Origin of the sequence: Bradyrhizobium sp. NBAIM08, assembly GCF_020193935.1 — a bacterium.
Classification (GTDB): Bacteria; Pseudomonadota; Alphaproteobacteria; order Rhizobiales; family Xanthobacteraceae; genus Bradyrhizobium; species Bradyrhizobium yuanmingense.
On sequence record NZ_JADYVR010000001.1, the window covers coordinates 114,420 to 135,120 of the forward strand.

Annotated in this window: 20 protein-coding genes; 4 read left to right on the forward strand and 16 right to left on the reverse strand. The window is 64.3% G+C overall.

The window, feature by feature from the left end:
- Positions 1 to 8 precede the first annotated feature (8 nt).
- The 6 genes from I6F37_RS00570 to I6F37_RS00595 all read right to left on the reverse strand — a co-directional run bounded on the left by I6F37_RS00570 (position 9) and on the right by I6F37_RS00595 (position 6,859).
- Positions 9 to 836 (reverse strand): tetratricopeptide repeat protein, encoded by an 828-nt coding sequence (locus tag I6F37_RS00570; RefSeq protein WP_225112491.1) that lies wholly within the window; start codon positions 834 to 836, stop codon positions 9 to 11.
- Complete coding sequence (ilvD, locus tag I6F37_RS00575) at positions 823 to 2,544, reverse strand: dihydroxy-acid dehydratase (protein ID WP_036012786.1); 1,722 nt, start codon at positions 2,542 to 2,544, stop codon at positions 823 to 825. The genes I6F37_RS00570 and ilvD overlap by 14 nt, the downstream gene beginning before the upstream one ends.
- Before the next feature lie 1,534 nt (positions 2,545 to 4,078).
- Positions 4,079 to 4,336, reverse strand: coding sequence for a hypothetical protein (locus I6F37_RS00580; RefSeq protein ID WP_036009816.1), 258 nt, complete (start codon positions 4,334 to 4,336; stop codon positions 4,079 to 4,081).
- A 121-nt stretch (positions 4,337 to 4,457) separates the two neighbouring features.
- Positions 4,458 to 4,670: a hypothetical protein gene (locus tag I6F37_RS00585; RefSeq protein ID WP_036044357.1), complete on the reverse strand. Its 213-nt coding sequence runs from the start codon at positions 4,668 to 4,670 to the stop codon at positions 4,458 to 4,460.
- 151 nt (positions 4,671 to 4,821) lie between these two features.
- A complete protein-coding gene (locus I6F37_RS00590; protein WP_225112492.1) occupies positions 4,822 to 4,998 on the reverse strand; it encodes a hypothetical protein in 177 nt (58 codons plus the stop codon).
- A gap of 124 nt (positions 4,999 to 5,122) precedes the next feature.
- On the reverse strand, positions 5,123 to 6,859 hold the full coding sequence (locus tag I6F37_RS00595) for an adenylate/guanylate cyclase domain-containing protein (protein WP_225112493.1): 1,737 nt from the start codon (positions 6,857 to 6,859) through the stop codon (positions 5,123 to 5,125).
- 317 nt (positions 6,860 to 7,176) lie between these two features.
- Here I6F37_RS00595 and I6F37_RS00600 point away from each other — a divergent pair, with 317 nt between their 5' ends.
- A complete protein-coding gene (locus tag I6F37_RS00600; RefSeq protein WP_036009821.1) occupies positions 7,177 to 9,357 on the forward strand; it encodes a lytic transglycosylase domain-containing protein in 2,181 nt (726 codons plus the stop codon).
- Between the two features lie 176 nt (positions 9,358 to 9,533).
- On the opposite strand, the gene I6F37_RS00605 is transcribed toward I6F37_RS00600, so the two are convergent.
- Genes I6F37_RS00605 through I6F37_RS00615 form a run of 3 tightly spaced genes read right to left on the reverse strand, consistent with a single transcriptional unit; the run spans position 9,534 to position 10,470 of the window.
- Complete coding sequence (locus I6F37_RS00605; protein ID WP_036031661.1) at positions 9,534 to 9,896, reverse strand: hypothetical protein; 363 nt, start codon at positions 9,894 to 9,896, stop codon at positions 9,534 to 9,536.
- Positions 9,893 to 10,081 (reverse strand): hypothetical protein, encoded by a 189-nt coding sequence (locus I6F37_RS00610; RefSeq protein WP_036009825.1) that lies wholly within the window; start codon positions 10,079 to 10,081, stop codon positions 9,893 to 9,895. The genes I6F37_RS00605 and I6F37_RS00610 overlap by 4 nt, the downstream gene beginning before the upstream one ends.
- On the reverse strand, positions 10,078 to 10,470 hold the full coding sequence (locus I6F37_RS00615; RefSeq protein WP_036031659.1) for a hypothetical protein: 393 nt from the start codon (positions 10,468 to 10,470) through the stop codon (positions 10,078 to 10,080). Before I6F37_RS00615 ends, I6F37_RS00610 begins: the two co-directional genes overlap by 4 nt.
- A gap of 639 nt (positions 10,471 to 11,109) precedes the next feature.
- Between I6F37_RS00615 and I6F37_RS00620 the strand changes: the two genes are divergently transcribed.
- From I6F37_RS00620 to I6F37_RS00630, 3 genes are all read left to right on the forward strand, one after another.
- Positions 11,110 to 13,095 (forward strand): PAS domain S-box protein, encoded by a 1,986-nt coding sequence (locus I6F37_RS00620; protein ID WP_225112496.1) that lies wholly within the window; start codon positions 11,110 to 11,112, stop codon positions 13,093 to 13,095.
- On the forward strand, positions 13,092 to 13,763 hold the full coding sequence (locus I6F37_RS00625) for a response regulator transcription factor (RefSeq protein ID WP_225112497.1): 672 nt from the start codon (positions 13,092 to 13,094) through the stop codon (positions 13,761 to 13,763). Before I6F37_RS00620 ends, I6F37_RS00625 begins: the two co-directional genes overlap by 4 nt.
- 96 nt (positions 13,764 to 13,859) lie before the next feature.
- Positions 13,860 to 14,246 carry a response regulator transcription factor gene (locus tag I6F37_RS00630; RefSeq protein WP_225112498.1) on the forward strand — a complete coding sequence of 129 codons (387 nt, stop codon included), beginning with the start codon at positions 13,860 to 13,862 and terminating at the stop codon, positions 14,244 to 14,246.
- A gap of 55 nt (positions 14,247 to 14,301) precedes the next feature.
- Here the strand turns inward: I6F37_RS00630 and I6F37_RS00635 are convergent, their stop codons facing one another.
- From I6F37_RS00635 to I6F37_RS00665, 7 genes are all read right to left on the reverse strand, one after another.
- Entirely contained in the window at positions 14,302 to 15,273 is a 972-nt protein-coding gene (locus I6F37_RS00635) for a tripartite tricarboxylate transporter substrate binding protein BugD (protein ID WP_225150018.1), read from the reverse strand.
- Between the two features lie 176 nt (positions 15,274 to 15,449).
- Complete coding sequence (locus tag I6F37_RS00640; RefSeq protein ID WP_036009840.1) at positions 15,450 to 16,691, reverse strand: threonine synthase; 1,242 nt, start codon at positions 16,689 to 16,691, stop codon at positions 15,450 to 15,452.
- Between the two features lie 144 nt (positions 16,692 to 16,835).
- Positions 16,836 to 18,257 (reverse strand): dihydrolipoyl dehydrogenase, encoded by a 1,422-nt coding sequence (gene lpdA, locus I6F37_RS00645; protein ID WP_036009842.1) that lies wholly within the window; start codon positions 18,255 to 18,257, stop codon positions 16,836 to 16,838.
- A 17-nt stretch (positions 18,258 to 18,274) separates the two neighbouring features.
- Positions 18,275 to 18,481, reverse strand: coding sequence for a hypothetical protein (locus I6F37_RS00650; protein WP_225150577.1), 207 nt, complete (start codon positions 18,479 to 18,481; stop codon positions 18,275 to 18,277).
- 49 nt (positions 18,482 to 18,530) lie between these two features.
- Positions 18,531 to 19,880, reverse strand: coding sequence for a pyruvate dehydrogenase complex dihydrolipoamide acetyltransferase (locus I6F37_RS00655; RefSeq protein WP_225150020.1), 1,350 nt, complete (start codon positions 19,878 to 19,880; stop codon positions 18,531 to 18,533).
- Positions 19,881 to 19,943: 63 nt separating this feature from the next.
- On the reverse strand, positions 19,944 to 20,396 hold the full coding sequence (locus I6F37_RS00660; RefSeq protein WP_109143645.1) for a nucleoside deaminase: 453 nt from the start codon (positions 20,394 to 20,396) through the stop codon (positions 19,944 to 19,946).
- A 2-nt stretch (positions 20,397 to 20,398) separates the two neighbouring features.
- A complete protein-coding gene (locus I6F37_RS00665) occupies positions 20,399 to 20,701 on the reverse strand; it encodes a DUF5076 domain-containing protein (RefSeq protein WP_008547332.1) in 303 nt (100 codons plus the stop codon).

Below are 20,701 nucleotides of genomic sequence, written 5' to 3' on the forward strand. Positions count from 1 at the left end.
TCAGCCGATCACTCCCGACGCCCCTGCACCCATTGCTCCAGCATTTGCAGGGCCATGGCGCGGTCGTCGTCGGAGGCCTTGGCGAAGGCGCGGTTGTAGCTTTCCTTGATCCAGACCTCGTCGGCACCGGCGCTGTCGCGCGCCAGCGTCAGCCACATCAGGCCGCGTGCGGCCTGCCGCGGCAGGCGGTCGCCGTTGAACAGCATCTGACCGAGCAAGGCCTGGGCCTGATGCTGGCCCTTCTGCGCGGCGAGGCCAAGCCAGCGCGCGCCATAGCGGTAGTCCTCGCGCGAGGCGTCCGGGGTCTTCAGGTACAGACGGGCGAGGTCGTACTGCGCGTCCGCGTTGCCGAAATAGGATGCGGCATAGGAGAACATCTCGCGGGCGCGGTCCGGGTCGGCCTTGACCTTCGAATTCGGGATGCCGGCCAGATAGTAGCGGCCGAGGGCGACGAAGGCGTTGGCCACGATCTGCGCCTGCGGCGCCGACGGGCTGTCCTCGGCATGCGCGTTGGCGATCCGGCTGAAATATTCGAAGGCACGCAAATCGTCCTGGGCGACGCCGTCGCCGTTGGCGTACATGCGGCCGAGCTTCCATTGCGCGATGGGGTGGCCGCCCTCGGCGGCATATTGCAAGGCGGTGAGCGAGGTTTCCTGGGTCGCGACCTGCGGCGGAACCTTGGTGCGCACCGCACCCGCAGCGCCGGGCAAGGTCGTCACGACCGGGATGGTGGCATCCTTCGGGTTGACCGGCGCACCGTCGAAGGCGAACGCCGGCGCGGCCAGCGCAGCCGCCCCCAACACAAACGCAACTGTGGCACGCCTAAATGTCCGCATAGCACTGTTTCTCGTGCGCGCCGCCCGGATGGGTCACTGCCCCCCCGACCGCCGGTCCAACCTGCTGAGCATATTTCCAGAGCGCACCCGACGTGTGGTTAGTCGCGCGGGCGCTCCATTTGGTTCTGCGCTGGGCGAGCTCGGCGTCGCTCAATTTTACGTTAAGAGTACCGGCCACCGCGTCGATCTCGATGACGTCGCCGTCCTCGAGCAGCCCGATCGGGCCGCCGACCGCCGCCTCCGGCCCGACATGGCCGATGCAGAAGCCGCGGGTGGCGCCGGAGAAGCGGCCGTCCGTGATGAGCGCGATCTTGCCGCCCATGCCCTGGCCGGTCAGCGCTGCCGTGGTCTGGAGCATTTCCCGCATGCCGGGACCGCCCTTCGGCCCCTCGTAGCGGATCACGATGACTTCGCCTTCGCGGTAGGTGCGGTTCTGGACCGCCTCGAACGCGTCCTCCTCACGGTCGAAGCACCTGGCCGGACCGGTAAACCTGAGGTTGGACATTCCCGCGACTTTCACGATCGCACCTTCTGGCGCCAAATTGCCCTTCAGGCCGACCACACCGCCTGTCACGGTGATGGGCTTGTCTGCCGGGTGCACCACGTCCTGGTGCGGATTCCATTTCACGCTCTTGAGGTTTTCGGCGATCGTGCGGCCTGTGACGGTAAGGCAATCACCGTGCAGGAAGCCGTTGTCGAGCAGCGTCTTCATCAGAAGCGGTATGCCACCTACTTCAAACATGTCTTTGGCGACATAACGGCCACCCGGCTTCAAATCCGCGACATATGGTGTCTTTTTGAAGATTTCAGCGACGTCGAACAGGTCGAACTTGATGCCGACCTCGTGCGCGATCGCAGGCAGGTGCAGCGCAGCATTGGTGGAGCCACCGGACGCCGCGACCACGGCGGCCGCATTCTCCAGCGCCTTGCGGGTAACGATGTCGCGCGGCCGGATGTTCTGGGCGATCAGGTCCATCACCTTCTCGCCCGCGGTCATGCAGAAGGCGTCACGGATTTCATACGGTGCGGGGGCACCGGCCGAGTAAGGTAGCGCGAGGCCGATCGCCTCAGACACGGTCGCCATGGTGTTGGCGGTGAACTGCGCGCCGCAGGCGCCGGCCGAGGGACAGGCGACGCGCTCGATCTCGTCGAGGTCCTCGTCCGACATGGCGCCGACCGAATGCTTGCCGACCGCCTCGAACATGTCCTGCACGGTGACCTGCTGCCCGCGGAAATTGCCGGGCAGGATCGAGCCGCCATAGATGAAGATCGAGGGCACGTTGAGGCGGACCATCGCCATCATCATGCCCGGCAGCGACTTGTCGCAGCCGGCGAGCCCGACGAGCGCGTCATAGGCATGGCCGCGCACGGTCAGCTCGACCGAATCGGCGATGCATTCGCGCGACGGCAGCGAGGAGCGCATGCCGTCATGGCCCATGGCGATGCCGTCGGTCACGGTGATGGTGCAGAATTCGCGCGGCGTGCCGCCGGCGGACGCGACGCCCTTCTTCACCGCCTGCGCCTGACGCATCAGCGCGATGTTGCAGGGAGCAGCTTCGTTCCAGCACGAGGCGACGCCGACGAAGGGCTGGTGGATCTGCTCGGTGGTCAGACCCATGGCGTAGAAATAGGACCGGTGCGGCGCGCGCGCAGGGCCTTCCGTCACGTGACGGCTCGGCAGCCTTTGCTTGTTGATCTTCGCGCCCATCGCAACCAGCTTCTCCGGCCAACCCTTTCAGACCCGAAAAATCAGAGCCAAGATTTGAATCGACCTTGGGATTTTCTCGTCGCCTTCGAAGACCGCCACTGCCCTTAAAACATTAGAGCGATTTTATTCATGTTCGGGTGTGGCCAAAAAGCGGCGGCGATGCGAACCGCCGGTGATAAGGGTTAAATCCGATGTGGGTGTTGCACAGACAGCACAATCGTTACCGGGAAGACACGGGTTTGCTTACGTCGATACCTCGCTAAAGTGACGATCCACAACCTGAGATCTTTGGGAAGGCACAGAACATCCGCTCTGGACGACAGGCGGGCATTCCCGAAGTGAGTCGGCGGCAGCCCCACGCGAAGCGATGCGGTTCGCTCGTGTCCCGGACAAGTTGCAACGCGCGGGGGCGTTGCGGCGCAGAGCCGGGACCCAGGGGCGACATGGTACGGCGCAGATGGATGGGCCCCGGCTCGGCAGCGCATCGTCGAACCGGATGCTTCGCATCGCCGGGGGGACGCTGCGCTGCGTCCGGGGCACGAGAGAGTTTAGCGCTCGCACTCTCCTCCTCGTTGCGAGGAGCCCTTGCGACGAAGCAATCCAGATTCCCGCCGCGGAAAGATTCTGGATTGCTTCCGCCTTCGCCAAAGGCTTCGGCGGACAAGTTGCTGCGCTCGTAATGACGGAGTGTGAGGCGACGCTGCGTTCTCCAAGTAACACTGTCATTCCCCGCCTTGTACGCAATCGCGCACTGGAGCGGGGAATCCAGTACGCCGCGGCCTCTCGATTCAATCACTGGTGTCTCGGAGTACTGGATCGCCCTGTCAAGCCGGGCGATGACACCGAATGTGTGACGCAGACGTGCGTATTCAGCCCCGCAGCGCATTTTCGCCCGAGCTTTGCTTCGTCTCGCCGCCCTCAGATGCAAGAGGGCGCAGGGAAGGCCGGGTGCCGGCGGCACCCGCGGTCCGCTGCGCGAAAAGCACACGCAGGAAGAACCGCACAGCAGCATACAGGTGAAGCCCAACACACGGCCTTCCCTGCGCGATGGTCGGACGGCTTATGCCGCGCTCTCCCGGGAGCCGAGTTCCCTTTGGCCTCCCTCGCTCCCGCGAAAGTCGCCGGCACCGCGCCGGTTGACGCCAATGCCGCATTCGCCAGAGCTTGACCGTAGCAACGACGGCCAGGACCACACGGTTTTGCCGTACGCGCGGTCCGTTGGCGCCGCAGGGTTCGACGGCGTTGTGCACGTTGCCATCGAAATGCCGGCGCGACGAACCTGACAGCGCCGCTCGTCCGTACGAAGCCTCGGGGCTCACGGAGAGCAATCCGCCCTGCCCTCAGCTCTCGTACACGACGCTGCCGCGTCCACCGCAAGCCCGGCTCGCGACAATGACGACCGCATGGTCGCCCCTCGAGATTGAGCCGGGATGGGCGACACATACGTCATTTCCGAATTTCGGTAAAGCGGAATATTTTTATGCGGGCAGATTGACAGAGAAGCGAAACACCGACGAGACGGCGACGCCGAACATCAGGACCGCCCGCGCGAGCGTTGCGCCTGGGCCCAGGCGACAGCGACATCGCGTGGCGGGGCATCCACGCGCTTGATGGGGGTCAATTCGCCGGAGGCCGAGACGATCGCCGTTTCTTCGCGGCGGCAACGCGTGCAGACGAAGCGGACCTCGTGCGGCGACGCCGACCAGCTCGACCGTTTCACATTGGCCGCCATCGGCCAGGCATCGCAATGCGAGCACGACACCAGAAATCGACCGGGATCGAGCATACCCATTCCATTGGACTCCGCGTCCTGCCGCCTCCTTCAATGATTAATGCATGTGAATCGTTCCGGTGCTCCAGCACCGCCGGCATTGGCTCGAGGGCCCTACCGGTTCCGCGCATCCGCAAAGTGCTCAGCGGGCGCCCTTGAGGGTGCAGGAGGTCGTGCAGGTGACCGTCGTGCCGCGGTCGCACGTTTTGCAGGCGCTGACGCACTGGTTCATGTCGCGTGGATTGTAGCTGTAGTTGCGCAACGGACAGGCCGGCGTCGTCGAGCCGGTGATGTCCTGCTCCTGATCGCAGGCCGCCGTCATGAGCGCGAATATGATCACTGCAACGAGGCGCATGGGATTGCCCTGTCAGACATGGCAAATCACACTCACGAGGCGCGCTGCATTGCAGCGAACCCCGGCCTTCCCACCAACGAGTGTCACCGACCGGCGATGCTCGCTTGCTCCAAGGATGCGCGCCAAACGTTAAGAACGGATTTCAGCCGGCTCAGGCCGCAGCCGTCGTCGCGATCGCCTGCCGGATATCGACGGCCAGCTGACGGTACTGTTCCCCGAGGTTCAAATAGAACTCGCGCTTGCTGCTGTCGGTGGCGAGCTTGGCGATCAGCTCGCATTCGGCGGTGAGCGTCTCGAACCGTTCCAGCCTGTCTTCGAGATGTGTCATCGGCGTGTCCCCATCAGACGCCTCATGGACATCCAACCTAAGCCCGGGAAATAGGTCACGGCGAACATCGTTATGGAGTAGCATCTTTTTTTCCGGCGCGGCGTGCCCGACCGCAAAGGCACGGCTATTTCTGCTCCAGCCGCCAGACGCCGTCCCAATCGGGATCCGGCGGATTGGCCACAAATTGAGCGATGCGGCCGAGCATCGTGCGCGAGGGGCCATCGCCGGGGACTGCCTCGAGCGCCGCGTTGAAGGCGGCGCGGGCCTCGTCGAAGCGCCGCGCACGATAGGCGGCGAGACCATCGGCATAATGCTTGCGCAAGCTCACTTGCGCATTGCTGAGCGCGCCTGGTCTCGCCATCAGCTCGAAGATCGCCTGCGGTGCGCTTTGGCCCGCGACCGCCAGACGATCGATCTCGCGCAATTCCAGGCGCGATCCGATCCCGTCTGCGGTCGCCTGCGAGATCAGGATGCGGGTGCCGTACACCTTGTTGACGGCCTCCAGCCGCGAGGCGAGATTCACGGCATCGCCCATCACGGTGAAGCTCATCATCAGCTCGGAACCGATACTGCCGGTCAGGACCTCGCCCGTGGCGATGCCGACGCGAAGATCGCACGGCGCCGGCATGGCGCGGATGCCGAGCAGGTCCGGCAGCTGCTTCTGCAGCGCGGGCACCTGATCGGTCATCTCGACGGCGGCGAGCCCTGCGAGCAGACCCTGCTCCTCCTCCTCGATGAAGGGCGGCCCCCAATAGGACATGATGGCGTCGCCGATATATTTGTCGATGATCCCGCGATTGTTCCTGATGGGAGCAGACATCACGGTGAAGTAGTGGTTCATCACCTTGACGAGGCCGCGCGGCGTCATGCCCTCGCTCATCGAGGTGAAGCCGCTCATGTCGCAGAACAAGATGGTCATCACCCGGCGCTCACCGTCGATGGCGACCTCCGGCCGGTCGATCAGGCCCTGCACCACCTTCGGGTCGATGTAACGGCCGAAGGTCTCGCGAATGCGCTCGTTGTGCCTGAGCTGCTCGATCATGCGGTTGAAGGCGGCAGCGAGCTCGCCGATCTCGTCCTGTGTCGAGACGGTGATGGGCTTGTCGAACCGGCCCGCCTCGACCTCGCGGGCGCCGGCCAGCAGCAGGCGCACCGGTCGCGTAATGCCGCTACTCACCAGCAGCGCAAACACGAAGCCGACGATCGCCGCGAGCAGGGTTACGACCCCCGAGACGATGATGGTCTGGTGCTGGCGGCCGATCACCTGAGACGTCGAGAAATAGACCTGCGCCAGCATGTCGGCGCGGATCGCATCGACCTTCCGGTTGAACGCATCGCGCAGCGTGTCGAGGTGTTCCAGCGTGCCGCGGGCCGCGGCCATATCCTTGGCGTCGACCTGCTTGAGCAGTTTCGCATTGCCCTCGTCCAGATCGCGCCGCAGCTCGGTGACGGAGCTTTCGATCCGGACGTCGAGCCGTGCCAGCGCGGCGTTGTCGGAATACGTCCTGGGGTCGTCGATGATCGCGTTGATGAGCTTGCGAGCGGCCTCGGCCTCCCGCTCGAAATTGCGGTCCAAGGCCTCGAAGTCGCGAAGCCGCGCCGCGTAGGCCTCCTCGTCCGACGGCGCCTCCATCCTGGTCATCACCATCCGCCGCTGCGCCAGCGCCCGTTCCAGCGAGCGGATGTTCGCGCGCGCCAGATGGCTATAGGCCGGGATGTAGCGGTTGGTCAGCTCGTCGAGCAAAATGCCGACCTGGCTGGACATCACCATCGACAGGATCGAGGTGACCAGCATCAGGACGATCAATCCGAGCGCGATGCCGACGATCTTGCGCCGGATCGACTGGTTGAAAATCGGCATAGGTACAGGGCAAAGGTTGAAAGGATGAAGAGAAGGAACTCATACACCGGATTTCGCCGAGGGAACACGCGCAATCTGGCCGTTCCGGCGTCCTGTACCGTGCGCAATCGTCGCGCGAGTCCAGATCGTTAACAAAGGTTAAAGCCACTGCCTCTTCCGTCCTTTCGGAAGTTCCCCAGTTCCAATCCGTATTTTGCCGCATTGTTGCGACAGCCTGAGGATGCGACACGATGCCGACGCATCGTTCGGTACTTTGATTCGCAAGCCGCATGTCGCGGACCTTGGTTTGTAGTGGTTTTCGCAGGGGGGACCATCCAATGAACCAGTGCCTACGCTCGCTCGCGTGTGTCGTTGCCGTGGCCGCGATGGCCCTCCTTCCCACCGAGCTTGCGGCGAAGAGCAGTCAAAAATCATCCGCACCGAAGAAGACGCATGAGGCGAAAGCGGGCAAGCACCGCCACGCCTCCGCCGGCAAAGCGCGGCACGGCAAGCACGCCGAGGCCAAGCGCAAATCGAAGAAGGCGGTCGAGGAGCCCGCGGCCAAGCCGCCGCTGACCGGCGATCTTGCCGCGCTCAAGGACGCCATCGACCTGACGCGCAAGGGCAAGACCGAAGACGCGAGCGCTGCGCGCGACCGCATCACGGACCCTGCCGGACAGAAGCTCGCCGACTGGTTCATGCTGCGCCATCCCGACAGCACCGCGAATTTCAAGCGCTACGCCGCCTTCCTCGCCGCCAATCCCGGTTGGCCGAGCAGCGCCCTGCTCCGCCGCCGTGCCGAGGCACGGCTGTGGCAGGAGAAGGCCGACGCGGCCATCGTGCACAAGTTCACGATGGATCGCCCGACCAGCGCCAAGGGCAAGTTCGCACTCGCGCGCGTCCTGCTCGCCGAAGGTGAGACCGACAGGGCTGCGCGGCTGGTCCGGGAAACCTGGCGCGCGGAGGAACTGTCCGAGCGGAGCGAAGAGGACTCCTATGCGGCGTTCGGCGACCTTCTGTCCGCCGACGATCACCGCGCGCGCATGGACAAGCGCCTCGGCGCCAAGGATTATGCAGGTGCGCGGCGCGCGGCGAAGCGGCTCGGCGAGGACGCGCTCGCGATCGTGAAGGCCTGCGCCGCCGTCACCGGCAAGGCGAGCAAGGCCAAGGATCTGCTCGAGGACGTCGCGGCCGAGGAGCGACGCGATCTCGGTTACGTGCTGTGCCGCGCGCAGTGGCATCTTCAGAACGACCGCATCGACGACGCGGCCGAGGTGATCCTCGCTGCCAAGCCCGACATGATGGCCGCGCAGGACACCGATGCCTGGTGGCGCGAGCGCCGCATGCTGGCGCGCAAGCTGCTCGATCAGGGCAAGGCCAGGATCGCCTATGACGTGGTGCACACGGCCGCGGTGCCGGAAAAGGAGGTCTACCGCGTCGACTATCACTTCATGTGCGGCTGGATCGCGCTACGCTATCTCGACGATCCCAAGACGGCGATGGTGCATTTCGCCTCGATCGACGCTGGCTCGTCCAATCCGATCGCGCTGTCGCGGGCGCATTACTGGCGCGGCCGCGCGGCCGAAGCCATGGGCGCGGCGGCCGACGCGCGCATGAGCTACCGGGCGGCGGCGCGCTATCACACCGCCTATTACGGCCAGCTCGCCCGCGCCAGGCTCGGCCTCGACGGCATCGAACTGCGTCCGCCCTCGCCGGTGCTGGCCTCGGCCGATGCGCAGCTTGCGGACGAGCGCGTGCGCGCCGCCGACATGCTCTACGGCATCGGCGAGCGCGACATGGTGTTCTATTACGCCGAGGATTTCGCCAAAGAGAGCACCGACGTCGCCGCGCTGGAAGCGCTCGGCGAGCTTGCGGGCCGGCGCAACGATGCGCGCGTGATGCTGGAGGTCGGCAAGACCGCGCTGGCGCGCGGGCTCGCGCTCGACCATTACGCCTTCCCGACCATCGGCATCCCCGAGCACAAGCAGGTCGCACCGGCGATCGAGACCAGCGTGATCTATTCGGTGGCACGCACCGAGAGCTCGTTCGAGCAGCGCGACAAGTCGCATGCCAACGCGGTCGGGCTGATGCAGGTGACGCCGGAAGCGGGACGCGACACCGCGAAGCGCTTCGGCCTGACTTACGACTGGGACAGGATGGTCTCCGACCCCGTCTACAACACGCAGATGGGCGCCGCCGAGCTCAGCGCGCTGTTCTCGGAATATCGCGGTAACCAGATCATGACCTTCGCCGGATACAATGCCGGCCGCGGCCGCGTGCGTGAATGGGTGCAGAAGCGCGGTGATCCCCGGGACCCCAACATCGATCCGGTCGACTGGGTCGAGCGCATCCCGCTGTCCGAGACGCGCAACTACGTCCAGCGCGTGATGGAGAACGTGCTGGTCTACCGGGCAAGGTTCGAGGGCAGCAGCATGATCGCCGGCAAGAGCGACCAGCGCGTGGTGACGCACGAGGCCAGCGCAACGGAGCCAGCGGCGGCCGCAGCACCCATTCCCTGATCAACGCCGCCGGGGCTGGACGCGGCGCCTGCAAGAATACGGTGCTGCGGCTTCTACGCGCGTGCAGCCGCGCAGCTAAAGCGCGATGCGATTAGGATGAATCGTCATCGCGCTTTAGGTTATTGTTTGAGCATGATCGTTTCGGAAAACCGCTTCACACTTTTCCGGATCATGCTCTAGGTGTCACCTCCTTCCATCGTGATCGGGTCGCGACTGTCCAAATAGGCGCCGGTCAAAGCTCTCGCGAAGGTCCAGGCAGTGATCGTGCAGCCCCAGCACCAGACGGCACTCATCACCGTCAACGTCTGGATCATGCTGCCAGCGGCGAGCTCGACCTTGCCGGCAATTGGTTCCGTCCGCCCAGGCACCGGCCAGTGCATGAACAGCGTGGAGAATTCGCCGCGCCGGTAACAATCGTCGTCACAGTAACGGCGCTGCGTCCGCGCATGGCGGACATAGCCGGAGCGGAGCGACCGCGAGCATGTGCTGCACGCGGCCGCGTGCAACGGCGGCTCGTGATTGACCACCACGAATTTCATGAAGCCGCTCTCACGCCATCTTTGGCGAGCGTCTCGCAGAACAGCGCGTAGCACTGATGATCGCAGTAAGGCAGACGGGTCGCGATCTCGCGCAAATAACTGCCGCTGATCGGCTCGCAGCACTGCATGCACGAGGTCTGCCGGAACGGGGTCCGGCCGTTGACCAGCACGAACGCGAATCTCATGTGGCACCTCCCAAAGCGAAGCAGTAAACGCTGTCGAGCGGAGACAGTGCGGGCGGTGGAGCGCACAGATGGTTCCGGCCGTCCGGATTATCCCTGTTTCGCTCCACCTTTTGCGGTGGGATCAGAATGTATCTCCCGTCCTCCCGGCGCCGCGCATAGATCTGGCCGTCGATGTACTTGATGTCGGTCGGATAACAGTCGGCGCTGTTGCAACAACTGAGGCTCGGGTTATCAGGCATGTGCCAGGTGGAATAGAACTTTTCGTGCAGCGCCTGGTCCTGGGGTGGGTGCTTGCGATGAACGGCACCGTGTCCCGTCTCCTGTGCCTGGCCGGCCGCGATGGGGGCGATGAGAACGATCCAGCAGAAGAGCTTGCATGAGCGGTTCAACGCACGGCCTCCCGGATCAACTCTCCAATCCAGCCTTATGCGACCTGGGCCCGAAACAACCACCGGCGGTCGCGTTCGCTTCGCGTGCGGAAACGATCAACGCACTTCTTGGAGCAGAGCGCCGTGCGCCAGGAATAGTAGCGGATCAGGCCAAACTTGCCGCCGCACACCGCACAGCCCTTGACTGAGGAGCAACTTTCGGACGCCGATGGGCGACGCTCAGGAAGTACCGACATATCGCACATTGCTGTCTCCCTCTGTTGCTTGCGCTTTTCTCGGCTGTTCGCTTCGACACTCCCGATGGTCGAGAGGCTAGTCCGCCGGGCACGAAACGCTCAATTGTACGGAGGTAAAATGGCCGACATGACTAGGCATGGAGGAGCTATACCTAAGTTTGTCCCGTATTCGCCCGGGCCCACGCGGCCCGAATTCAACGAGACGGCGCACGACGCACCGGCTGCACGGTCACCGTGAACCTCGGCCGGCACGGTGTCCTTGAGGCGCCGCAATGGACCTGGCGGTGAGCGGACGGTCCAAAGGCGAACGTCATGACGGCCGACCCGACTTTGGCTGGAATTGCTCCTCTGGCCGCAACGTGCTCTACTCCTGTTCACGCAGAGAGTGCCGGGAGCGTCAGCGATGAAGCCTGGCCGGGCAGCGACGTTCGGAAAGTCAGCCGCGCAATTCCTCGTCGGCTGCTTGAGGCAAACTGTTCCTGCCAAGCAGCGCACCGATTCCAATGCCGCCGACTTGCTTGAAGCGGTCAAGCAGTGGCAGCAGGTCTTCGAGCACACGCCGGTCATGTACTTCATGGTCGATCCGGCCGGTACCGTGATCAACGTGAACACATTCGGCGCCGAGCAGCTGGGCTACACGCCGGCGGAGTTGATCGGCCGATCCGTGCTGGATGTCTTCCTCGCGGAAGATCGCGCCACTGTCCGCGCCTGTGTCGCGTTGTGCCTCAAGACCCTTGATCAGTCACACACCTGGGAAATCCGGAAGGTTCGCAAGGACGGCTCGAAGTTATGGGTGCGCGAGAACGCCAAGGCCATGCTGCGGGCCAATGGCGGGCCGATCGTGCTGGTCGCCTGCGAGAACATCACCGAACGGAAGGAGGCCGAGAACGCGCTGCGACAGAGCGAGGCTTATCTCGCCCAGGCGCAGGAATTGAGCCACACTGGTAGTTTTGGCTGGAAGGCCGCAACCCGCGAGATCACCTGGTCCAAGGAGACCTATCGCATCTTCGAATGCGAGGAAGGGACGAAGCCCGCGATCCCCTTCATGCTCCAGCGGATCCATCCGGAGGACCGGCTCGCCGTGCAGCAGACGACGGGCCGGGCGGCGCGCGAGGGCAAGGACTATGATCACGAATACCGGCTGGTGATGCCCGACGGTTCCATCAAATACGTCCGAGCGGTGGCACGGGCAACGCGAGATGCTAGCGGTCGCGTTGAGTTCGTCGGATCGGTCACCGACATCACGGCGACCAAGGAGGCAGAACGCAGGCTTCGTGACAGCGAGCAGCGCTTTCGCGATTATGCCGAAACTGCGTCTGACTGGTTCTGGGAAACCGGGCCGGACCACCGGGTCACCCAGATATCCGAGCACTCCGATACCAACACCGCCCCCGCCGGCCTGATCGGGCTCACGCGTTGGGACATTGCGCCCGACGCCGCTCTCGAGCCCGAAAAATGGCGACAACATCGAGCGGCGCTCGACGCCCACGTCCCGTTCCGCGACTTGGTGTACCGCAGCAAAGACCGTAGTGGGCAGCCGATCTACGTCCGGACCAGCGGCAAGCCCTTCTTCGACGCGGACGGCACTTTCCTGGGCTACCGTGGCGTTTGCACGGACGTAACCGCCGCCATCCGGGCCAACCAAGCCGAAGACGCGCTGCGCAAGGCCCAGGCCGAGCTCGCCCATGTGACACGTGTCACGACACTGGGTGAGCTGACCGCTTCGATTGCGCACGAAATCAATCAGCCGCTCGCTGCAGTGATCGCAAACGCCGACGCCTGCCTCGCCTGGCTGCAGCGCAGTCCGCCGGATCTCAAAGCGGCCCGCCGCTCGGTCGAGTGGATCATCGAGGACGGCAGGCGTGCCGGCGACGTGATCCGTCACGTTCGGGCGCTCGCCAAGCGTTCTGACATCGAGATGGTTCCGCTCGACGCCAATGCGGTCGTGCGGGAGGCCGTCGCGCTGGTTCAACGCGAGATGGCCAGCCACGCCGTGTCCGTCCGCATGGAGCTGTCGTCGGCACTGCCGAGGATCTTTGGCGATCGCATCCAATTGCAGCAGGTCCTGATCAACCTGATCATGAACGGGATCGAGGCCATGGCAGACGTCCACGATCGCCCGCGCGAGCTGGCGATTCGCTCACAGGCGAGCGGCGATAGCGCGATGCAGGTGAGCGTTTCCGACTGCGGAACCGGCATCAGCGAACAGGCGATAGACCGCCTGTTCACGCCGTTCTTCACCACGAAGTCCTCCGGCATGGGCATGGGCCTGTCGATCTGTCGATCGATCATCGAGGCCCATGGCGGGCGACTTTCCGCCATATCAAACCAGGAGCGCGGCGCGACTTTTCAGATCACCTTGCCCCTCCACCGAGAGGAAGCATCGTGACCGAGCGCGCGGACTCTTCGCCGCCGCAGAAGGACGGCGATCAGCCCCTTGTCCTCATCGTCGACGACGACGCGTCCATGCGCCGTGCGCTCACCAATCTGTTCGAGTCGGTCGGTCTCAAGGTCGAAGCATTCGGCTCGGCGCCGCAGCTCCTGCAGGCCAAGCCGCCAGACGTCCCGAGCTGCCTGGTGCTCGACATCCGCCTGCCCGGAACGAGCGGCCTCGAGCTGCAGGCCGATCTTGCCAAGGCAAATATCCACACGCCTATCATCTTCATTACCGGTCATGGCGATATTCCCATGACGGTTCGGGCCATGAAGAGCGGGGCGATCGATTTTTTGACCAAGCCGGTCCGCGATCAGGACATTCTCGACGCAGTTCAGGCCGCGATCGAGCGAGACCGCAAGCGCCGCGACCTCAACAGGATGGTCTCGACGGTCAGATCACGCTTCGAGTCACTGTCCTCGCGGGAGCGAGACGTATTGTCACTGGTGACGTCCGGCCTGATGAACAAGCAGGTCGCCGCCCAGCTCGGATTGGCCGAAATCACCGTCAAGATCTACCGCGGCCAGATCATGCGGAAGATGGGCGCGAAGTCGCTGGCCGATCTGGTGAGAATGAGCGAGGCGCTCGGGATCGGCCCGAACAAGCCCGATGCACAAACCTAAGTATGAGTTTCCAATCGTGACCGGCAGGTCCACCTTGCGCCTTTATGTTCTAGCCGTGGCGACGGCAAGCGTAATTCCCGGCGAGGAGCGGACGTCTTGTCAGTGGCTTCGGTCATCTCGGTGCTTGACGACGACCCCTACGTTCGGGCCGCGATCAACAATCTGCTGGAATCGCGCGGATACAACGTCCACACATTCGCCTCGGCGGAAGAGTTCCTGAGCTCGACCGATTCGAGCGACACCTCGTGCGTGATCGCCGACGTGCAGATGCCGCTGATGAGCGGAATCGATCTGTTGACGCAAATGCGGGCGCAGGGGTCGGCTACGCCGTTCATATTCATCACAGCTTTCCCGGATGAGGGCGTGCGTGTGCGGGCGCTCGATGCGGGCGCAATCTGTTTTCTCGGTAAGCCGTTCGCCGCCACGGACCTGATGCAATGCCTGGACCGTGCGCTGGCACCAGGTCACCAAACCACGTCGTGAGCGCCCCGCCGCCAGCAAACGCGGCGGTGACGCCGCGAGGAGTGCGCCGCCCGGTTCAATCCACCTTGATGTTCGCCGCCTTGATGATCGGCCACCATTTGGCGATCTCGGCCCTTTGCCGCGTGCCGAGCGCTTCGGGCGTGAGCTGATCCTTGGGTGTCATCTCGAGACCCTGGCTTTCGAGCTGCTTGCGCACCGCAGGATCGTTCAGCGCCTCCACGGCCGCGGCGTTGAGCTTTGCGACGATCTCCTTCGGTGTGCCCTTCGGCACCCACATGCCCGACCACAGCGTCATGTTGAAGCCTTTCAAGCCCGCCTCCTCCGCGGTCGGGATCTCGGGTGCGGAGGCGAGGCGTTTGTCGTCGGTGACGGCATAGGCGCGGATGGTGCCGGCGCGGACCTGGCTGATGGAATTGGAGGTCTGATCGACGATGATGTCGATCTGGCCGGCGATGAGATCGTTCAATGCCGGTGCAGTGCCGCGATACGGCACGTATTGCAACTTGATGCCGGAGACGCTCTCGAAATAGACGCCGGCGATGTGGCTGCCGGAGCCCGCGCCGGCCGTGCCGGCGGTCGGCGGCGACGGTCGCGACTTCAGCCAGTCGATCAGCTCCTTCAGCGAGGTCGCCGGCACCGCATTCTTGCTGACCACGATCATCGGGTTGCTCGGCAGCAGCACCACCGGCTCGAGGTCGGTGACGAGGTCGAATTTGAGCTTGTAGACGGCGCCATTGGCGACATGGGTGCCGAGATGGCCAAACGAGATGGTGTAGCCGTCGGGCGGCGATTGCACGGCGCGGCCGACACCGATCGAGCCGCCGGCTCCGGTCACGTTCTCGACCACGACCGGCTGGCCGAGCGGCACCCGCATGCGCTCGGCGAGCACCCGCGCCATTGCGTCCGAAGGGCCCCCGGCCGCGAACGGCACGATGATGGTAATGGGACGCGAGGGAAAATCGTCGGCGCGCGCGGCGCCTGCAACAGCGAGAACAGCAATCAGCGCAGCCCAGAAGGCCTCCTTCATTGTCTTCTCCCCAGTGATGTCTTTTTCTTCACCTCGCCCCGCTTGCGGGGAGAGGTCGAATTGCGAAGCAATTCGGGTGAGGGGGAGTCTCCGCGAACTCAACTGTCACTGTGTTTGCGGAAGCAGCCCCTCACCCCGACCCTCTCCCCGTAAGAACGGGGAGAGGGAGAAGCAAGTTAGAACTTCGAATAGTCAATCGGCTTGTGGCGATCGAGCGTGCGGGTGACCGGCGGCAGCGGATATTTCAGGCCGGTCGCGCAGTTGAACAGCATGACGCGATCGGTCTTGCTGACCCGGCCGTCGGCGAGACTTTCCTTGTAGGCGGCGTAGGTCGCGGCACCCTCGGGGCAGAGCAAGAGCCCCTCCTCGCGCGCGACCTCGTTCAGCGCCGCCGAGATCTTGTCGTCATCGACGGCAATGGCAAAACCTTTGCTCTCGCGCACGGCACGCAGGATGAGGAAATCGCCGATTGCCTGCGGCACGCGGATGCCCGAGGCGATGGTGTGTGCGTCCTCCCAGCGCGTCGCATGCTCGGTCCCGGCCTCATAGGCGCGCACCATCGGCGCGCAGCCGGAGGCCTGCACCGCGACCATGCGCGGGCGCTTTGAGCCGATGAAACCGATCTTCTCCAGCTCGTCGAACGCCTTCCACATCCCGATCAGGCCGGTGCCGCCGCCGGTCGGATAGAAGATCACGTCAGGCACGTCCCAGCCGAGCTGCTCGGCGAGCTCGAGGCCCATCGTCTTCTTGCCCTCGATGCGGTACGGCTCCTTCAAGGTCGAGGTGTCGAACCAGCCGACTTTCGCCTTGCCCTCGCCGACGATCTTGCCGCAATCGTCGATATAGCCGTTGACGCGGTAGACGGTCGCGCCCTGCAGCTCGATCTCGCTGACGTTCACTTCGGGCGTATCGGCCGGGCAGAAGATCGTGGTCTTGATGCCGCAGGACGTGGCGTAGGCCGCCAGCGCCGCGCCGGCATTGCCGTTGGTCGGCATCGCCATGTGCTTGATGCCGAGCGCCTTGCCCATCGACACCGCCATCACGAGGCCGCGCGCCTTGAATGAGCCGGTCGGCAGCCGTCCCTCGTCCTTGACGATGATCTCGCCGCCGCCGAGTTTTGCGCCGAGCTTCGGCAGCCGGATCAGGGGCGTCGTGACTTCGCCGAGCGAGACGATGTCCTTGCATTTGCGCACCGGCAGCAGCTCGCGATAGCGCCACATGTCGCCGGGGCGCTGGGCGAGCGCATCCTTGGTCAGCGCCTTCTTCACGCCCGCGAGGTCGTAGCGGACCAGAAGCGGCTTGCCGGCCTTGGAGAGGTTGTGAACCTCGTCGGCCGCGTAATGATCGCCCTCCATCGCGCATTCGAGATGGGTGACGAAGGTCGGGCGTTCGATGGTGAGATTGTCGTTGTCGTTCATGGGATGATTTCCTTCTTGTTCTGCAAACAGCTCTCTCTGCTCGTCATTGCGAGCGAAGCGAAGCAATCCAGAATCTTTCCGCAGCAGCAGTCTGGATTGCTTCGCTTCGCTCGCAATGACGGCGGCGGGCGACGCGCTCGCCCCTCAAATGTTCAACACCCGTCCATACGCATCCAGCACGGCTTCCTTCATCATCTCCGATAGGGTCGGATGCGGGAAGACCGTGTGCATCAGCTCTTCTTCCGTCGTCTCCAGATTCATGGCGACGACGTAGCCCTGGATCAGCTCGGTGACCTCCGCGCCGACCATGTGGGCCCCGAGCAGTTGGCCGGTCTTCTTGTCAAAGATGACTTTGACCAGGCCCTGATCCTCGCCGAGCGCGATCGCCTTGCCGTTGCCGACGAAGGGAAAGCGGCCGACGCGGATCTCGCGGCCGTTCTCCTTGGCCTTGGCTTCCGTCAAGCCGACCGATGCAACCTGCGGGTGGCAATAGGTGCAGCCCGGGATCATGTTCTTGTCGAGGGGATGCGGATTGAGGCCCTTGATCGCTTCGACGCAGATCACGCCCTCATGCTCGGCCTTGTGCGCCAGCATCGGGGGGCCGGCAACGTCGCCGATCGCGTAGATGCCGGGGACGTTGGTCTTGCCGTAGCCGTCGACCACGATGATGCCGCGGTCGGTCTTCACGCCGACTTTTTCCAGGCCGAGATTCTCGATGTTGCCGACGACGCCGACCGCCGAGATCACGCGCTCGAACTCTGATGTGACAGGCTTGCCCTTGCCGTCGTCGATGGTGGCGAGGACGCTGTCGGCCTTCTTCTCCAGCTTGGTGACCTTGGTCGAGGACATGATCTTGATGCCCTGCTTCTCCAGCCGCTTGCGGGCGAGGCCCGCGATCTCGGCGTCCTCGACGGGCAGAATCTGCGGCAGCACCTCGACCACGGTGACGTCGCTTCCCATGGTGTGGAAGAACGAGGCGAACTCGATGCCGATCGCGCCGGAGCCGACCACCAGCAGCGACTTCGGCATCCGCTCCGGCACCATCGCCTCGAAATAGGTCCAGACCAGCTTCTTGTCCGGCTCGAGGCCGGGCAGCACGCGCGGCCGCGCGCCGGTGGCGACGATGATGTGCTTGGCCTGGTAGGTCCCCTCGCCTAGCGCGCCCTTCGGGCCCTCGACGTCGGACTTCTTCACCGTGACCTTGCCGGGCGCATCGATCGAGGCCGCGCCCCAGATCACGCTGACCTTGTTCTTCTTCATCAGGAAGCCGACGCCGTCGTTGAGGCGCTTGGAGACGCCGCGCGAACGCTGCACCACCGCCTTCGGATCGAACGAGACCTTCTCGGCGGAGAGCCCGTAGTCCTTCGCGTGCTGCATGTAATGGTAGATCTCGGCCGAACGCAGCAGCGCCTTGGTCGGAATGCAGCCCCAGTTGAGGCAGATGCCGCCGAGATAGGATTTTTCGACGATCGCGGTCTTGAAGCCGAGCTGCGCGGCGCGGATGGCGGTGACATAGCCGCCGGGGCCGGAGCCGATGATGATGACGTCGAAGGATGTGTCGGCCATAGCGGCTCCCGTTCAACTCAAGAAGCGCCGCGGGCGCGGCGCTTGACCAGAAAAGACCTCACCAGCCATTCGAGCAGCACCACCAGGACTATGATGGCAAGCGCAGTGAGCACGATCGGCTGGGCGATGTTCCGTGCCAGCTGCTCGCCGGCAAAGAACGCAGAGTGAAGAAAATCGAGCCCGACGGGGTGGAGCGCGACGATGACTCCGAGCAATAGCGATATCCATGGCCAGCGGGTCCGGACATTCAAGGTCGCCCCCTCTGCCGCCGCTTCAGACCATCATCATCACGGGGTTTTCGATCAGCTGCTTGAACGCGCCGATCAGCTCGGCGCCGAGCGCGCCGTCGATGGCGCGGTGATCGCAGGACAAGGTCACGCTCATCATGTGCGCGATCTCGATCTTGCCGCCGCGCACCACGGGACGCTCCTCGCTGGTGCCAACCGCAAGGATCGTGGCATGAGGCGGATTGATCACCGCAGTGAAGTGGCTGATGCCGTACATGCCGAGGTTGGAAACGGCCGTGGTGCCGCCCTGGTATTCCTCCGGCTTGAGCTTGCGCGAGCGGGCGCGCGCGGCAAAATCCTTCATCTCGTTGGAGATGGTCGAGAGCGTCTTGGTCTCCGCTTTCCGGATGATCGGCGTGATCAGGCCGCCGGGCATCGCGACGGCGACGCCGACGTCGGAATGGTGGTGCTTGACCATGCCGCTTTCGGTCCAGCTGACGTTGCAGTTCGGGATCTTCTGCAGCGCCACCGCCATCGCCTTGATGACGAAATCGTTGACCGAGATCTTGTAGAGCGGCTTCTTCTCCTTGTCCTTCGGCGCGGCGGTGTTGATCTCCTCGCGGGCAGTGAGCAGCTTGCCGATGTCGCAGTCGATGGTGAGGTAGAAGTGCGGGACGTTCTGGATCGATGCGGTCAGGCGCTGGGCGATGGTGCGGCGCATGCCGTCATGCGGGACGATGTCGTAGGAGCCGGGCTCGAACAGCGACAGGATCTGCTTGTCCGACATGGTCGGCGCGATCGCAGGCGCGCCTGACGGTGCCGCGGCGGGCGCTTTCAGACCCTTGCCGGACTTGGCCTGCTCGACGTCGCGGGCGACCACGCGGCCGTGCGGACCGGTGCCGGCGACCAGGGCGACATCGATGCCGGCCTCCTTGGCGAGACGGCGCGCCAGCGGCGACGAGAATACACGGCCGCCATGACCATTGGCTTGCGCTGCCGGAGCTGCAGCCTGCTGCGCGGGTGCCTCGGCGGGCGCAGCAGCTTTCGGTGCGGCAGGCGCAGGCGCGGGAGCCGGCGAAGCAGGAGCCTCAGCAGCCTTCGGCGGCGCGGCCGAAGCGCTGGGCTTGGCGCTCCCTGCAGCCTTCACGTCCTCACCCTCGCCGGCGAGTACCGCGATCACGTCGTTCACCGGAACGTCCTGCGTGCCCTCGGGCACCAGGATCTTGGCGATCGTGCCCTCGTCGATCGCCTCGACCTCCATGGTCGCCTTGTCGGTCTCGATCTCGGCGATGACGTCGCCGGACTTGACCTTGTCGCCCTCCTTCTTCAGCCACTTGGCGAGGTTGCCCTTCTCCATCGTCGGCGAGAGAGCGGGCATCAGGATGTTGATGGGCATGCTGACCTCAAGAAGAACTTTGCAAAACGTCGTCATCCGACAGCGGCGACGAACAGACCAGGTTTAGTTGCCGATGTCGCCCTGCCACAGGCGCTCATTGGCAGGGATGGAACGCCAATTCTTCATCATGGTGATGGAGCGGTCGTCGGCAAGGTCGATCCACGGAATCCCGAACTTGTCGAGAATGTCCTTGGAGCCTTCGAAGGTGACGGATTCCCCGATCACCACCAGCTTGACCTTGAACAGCGCGAGCGCGCCGGCGCACATCGAGCAAGGCGACAGCGTGGTGTACATGACGGTGTCGTGGAACGAGATCGCGCCGGCCTCGCGCAGGCAGCTCATCTCGCCATGCAGGATCGGATTGTTCTCCTGCACGCGGTTGTTGTGGCCGCGGGCGATGATCTTGTTGTCGCGCGTCAGCACCGCGCCGATCGGCAAGCCGCCCTGCGCGATCGAGGCTTCCGCCTCGCGGATCGCCTCCAGCATCAAATCGTAATGATAGGCTTCGATCGCCATGGTCAGTGCCCCTTGCCGCGCGGCGTGGTGGTGCCCGTGTCGGTGGGGCGCTCGATCTCGGCCTGGAACATGTCGAGGATCCGGTTCAGCGCGTCCTCCTCGGTATATTCGCTCTCGCGCGCATAGGCGCGCGCGGCATGACGTGCGAGATCGACGAGCAGGAGGCCCCACATGTCCGGCTCCTCGAAGGCGCGCTGGAACGCCATCGACAGCCCACCGTCCAGGACGAACACGCGCAGGATCTCGACCGCGTCGTCGCGGGTCATGACGTCTGGCGGCAGTGGCTGCTCCTTGGGGCCTGCCAT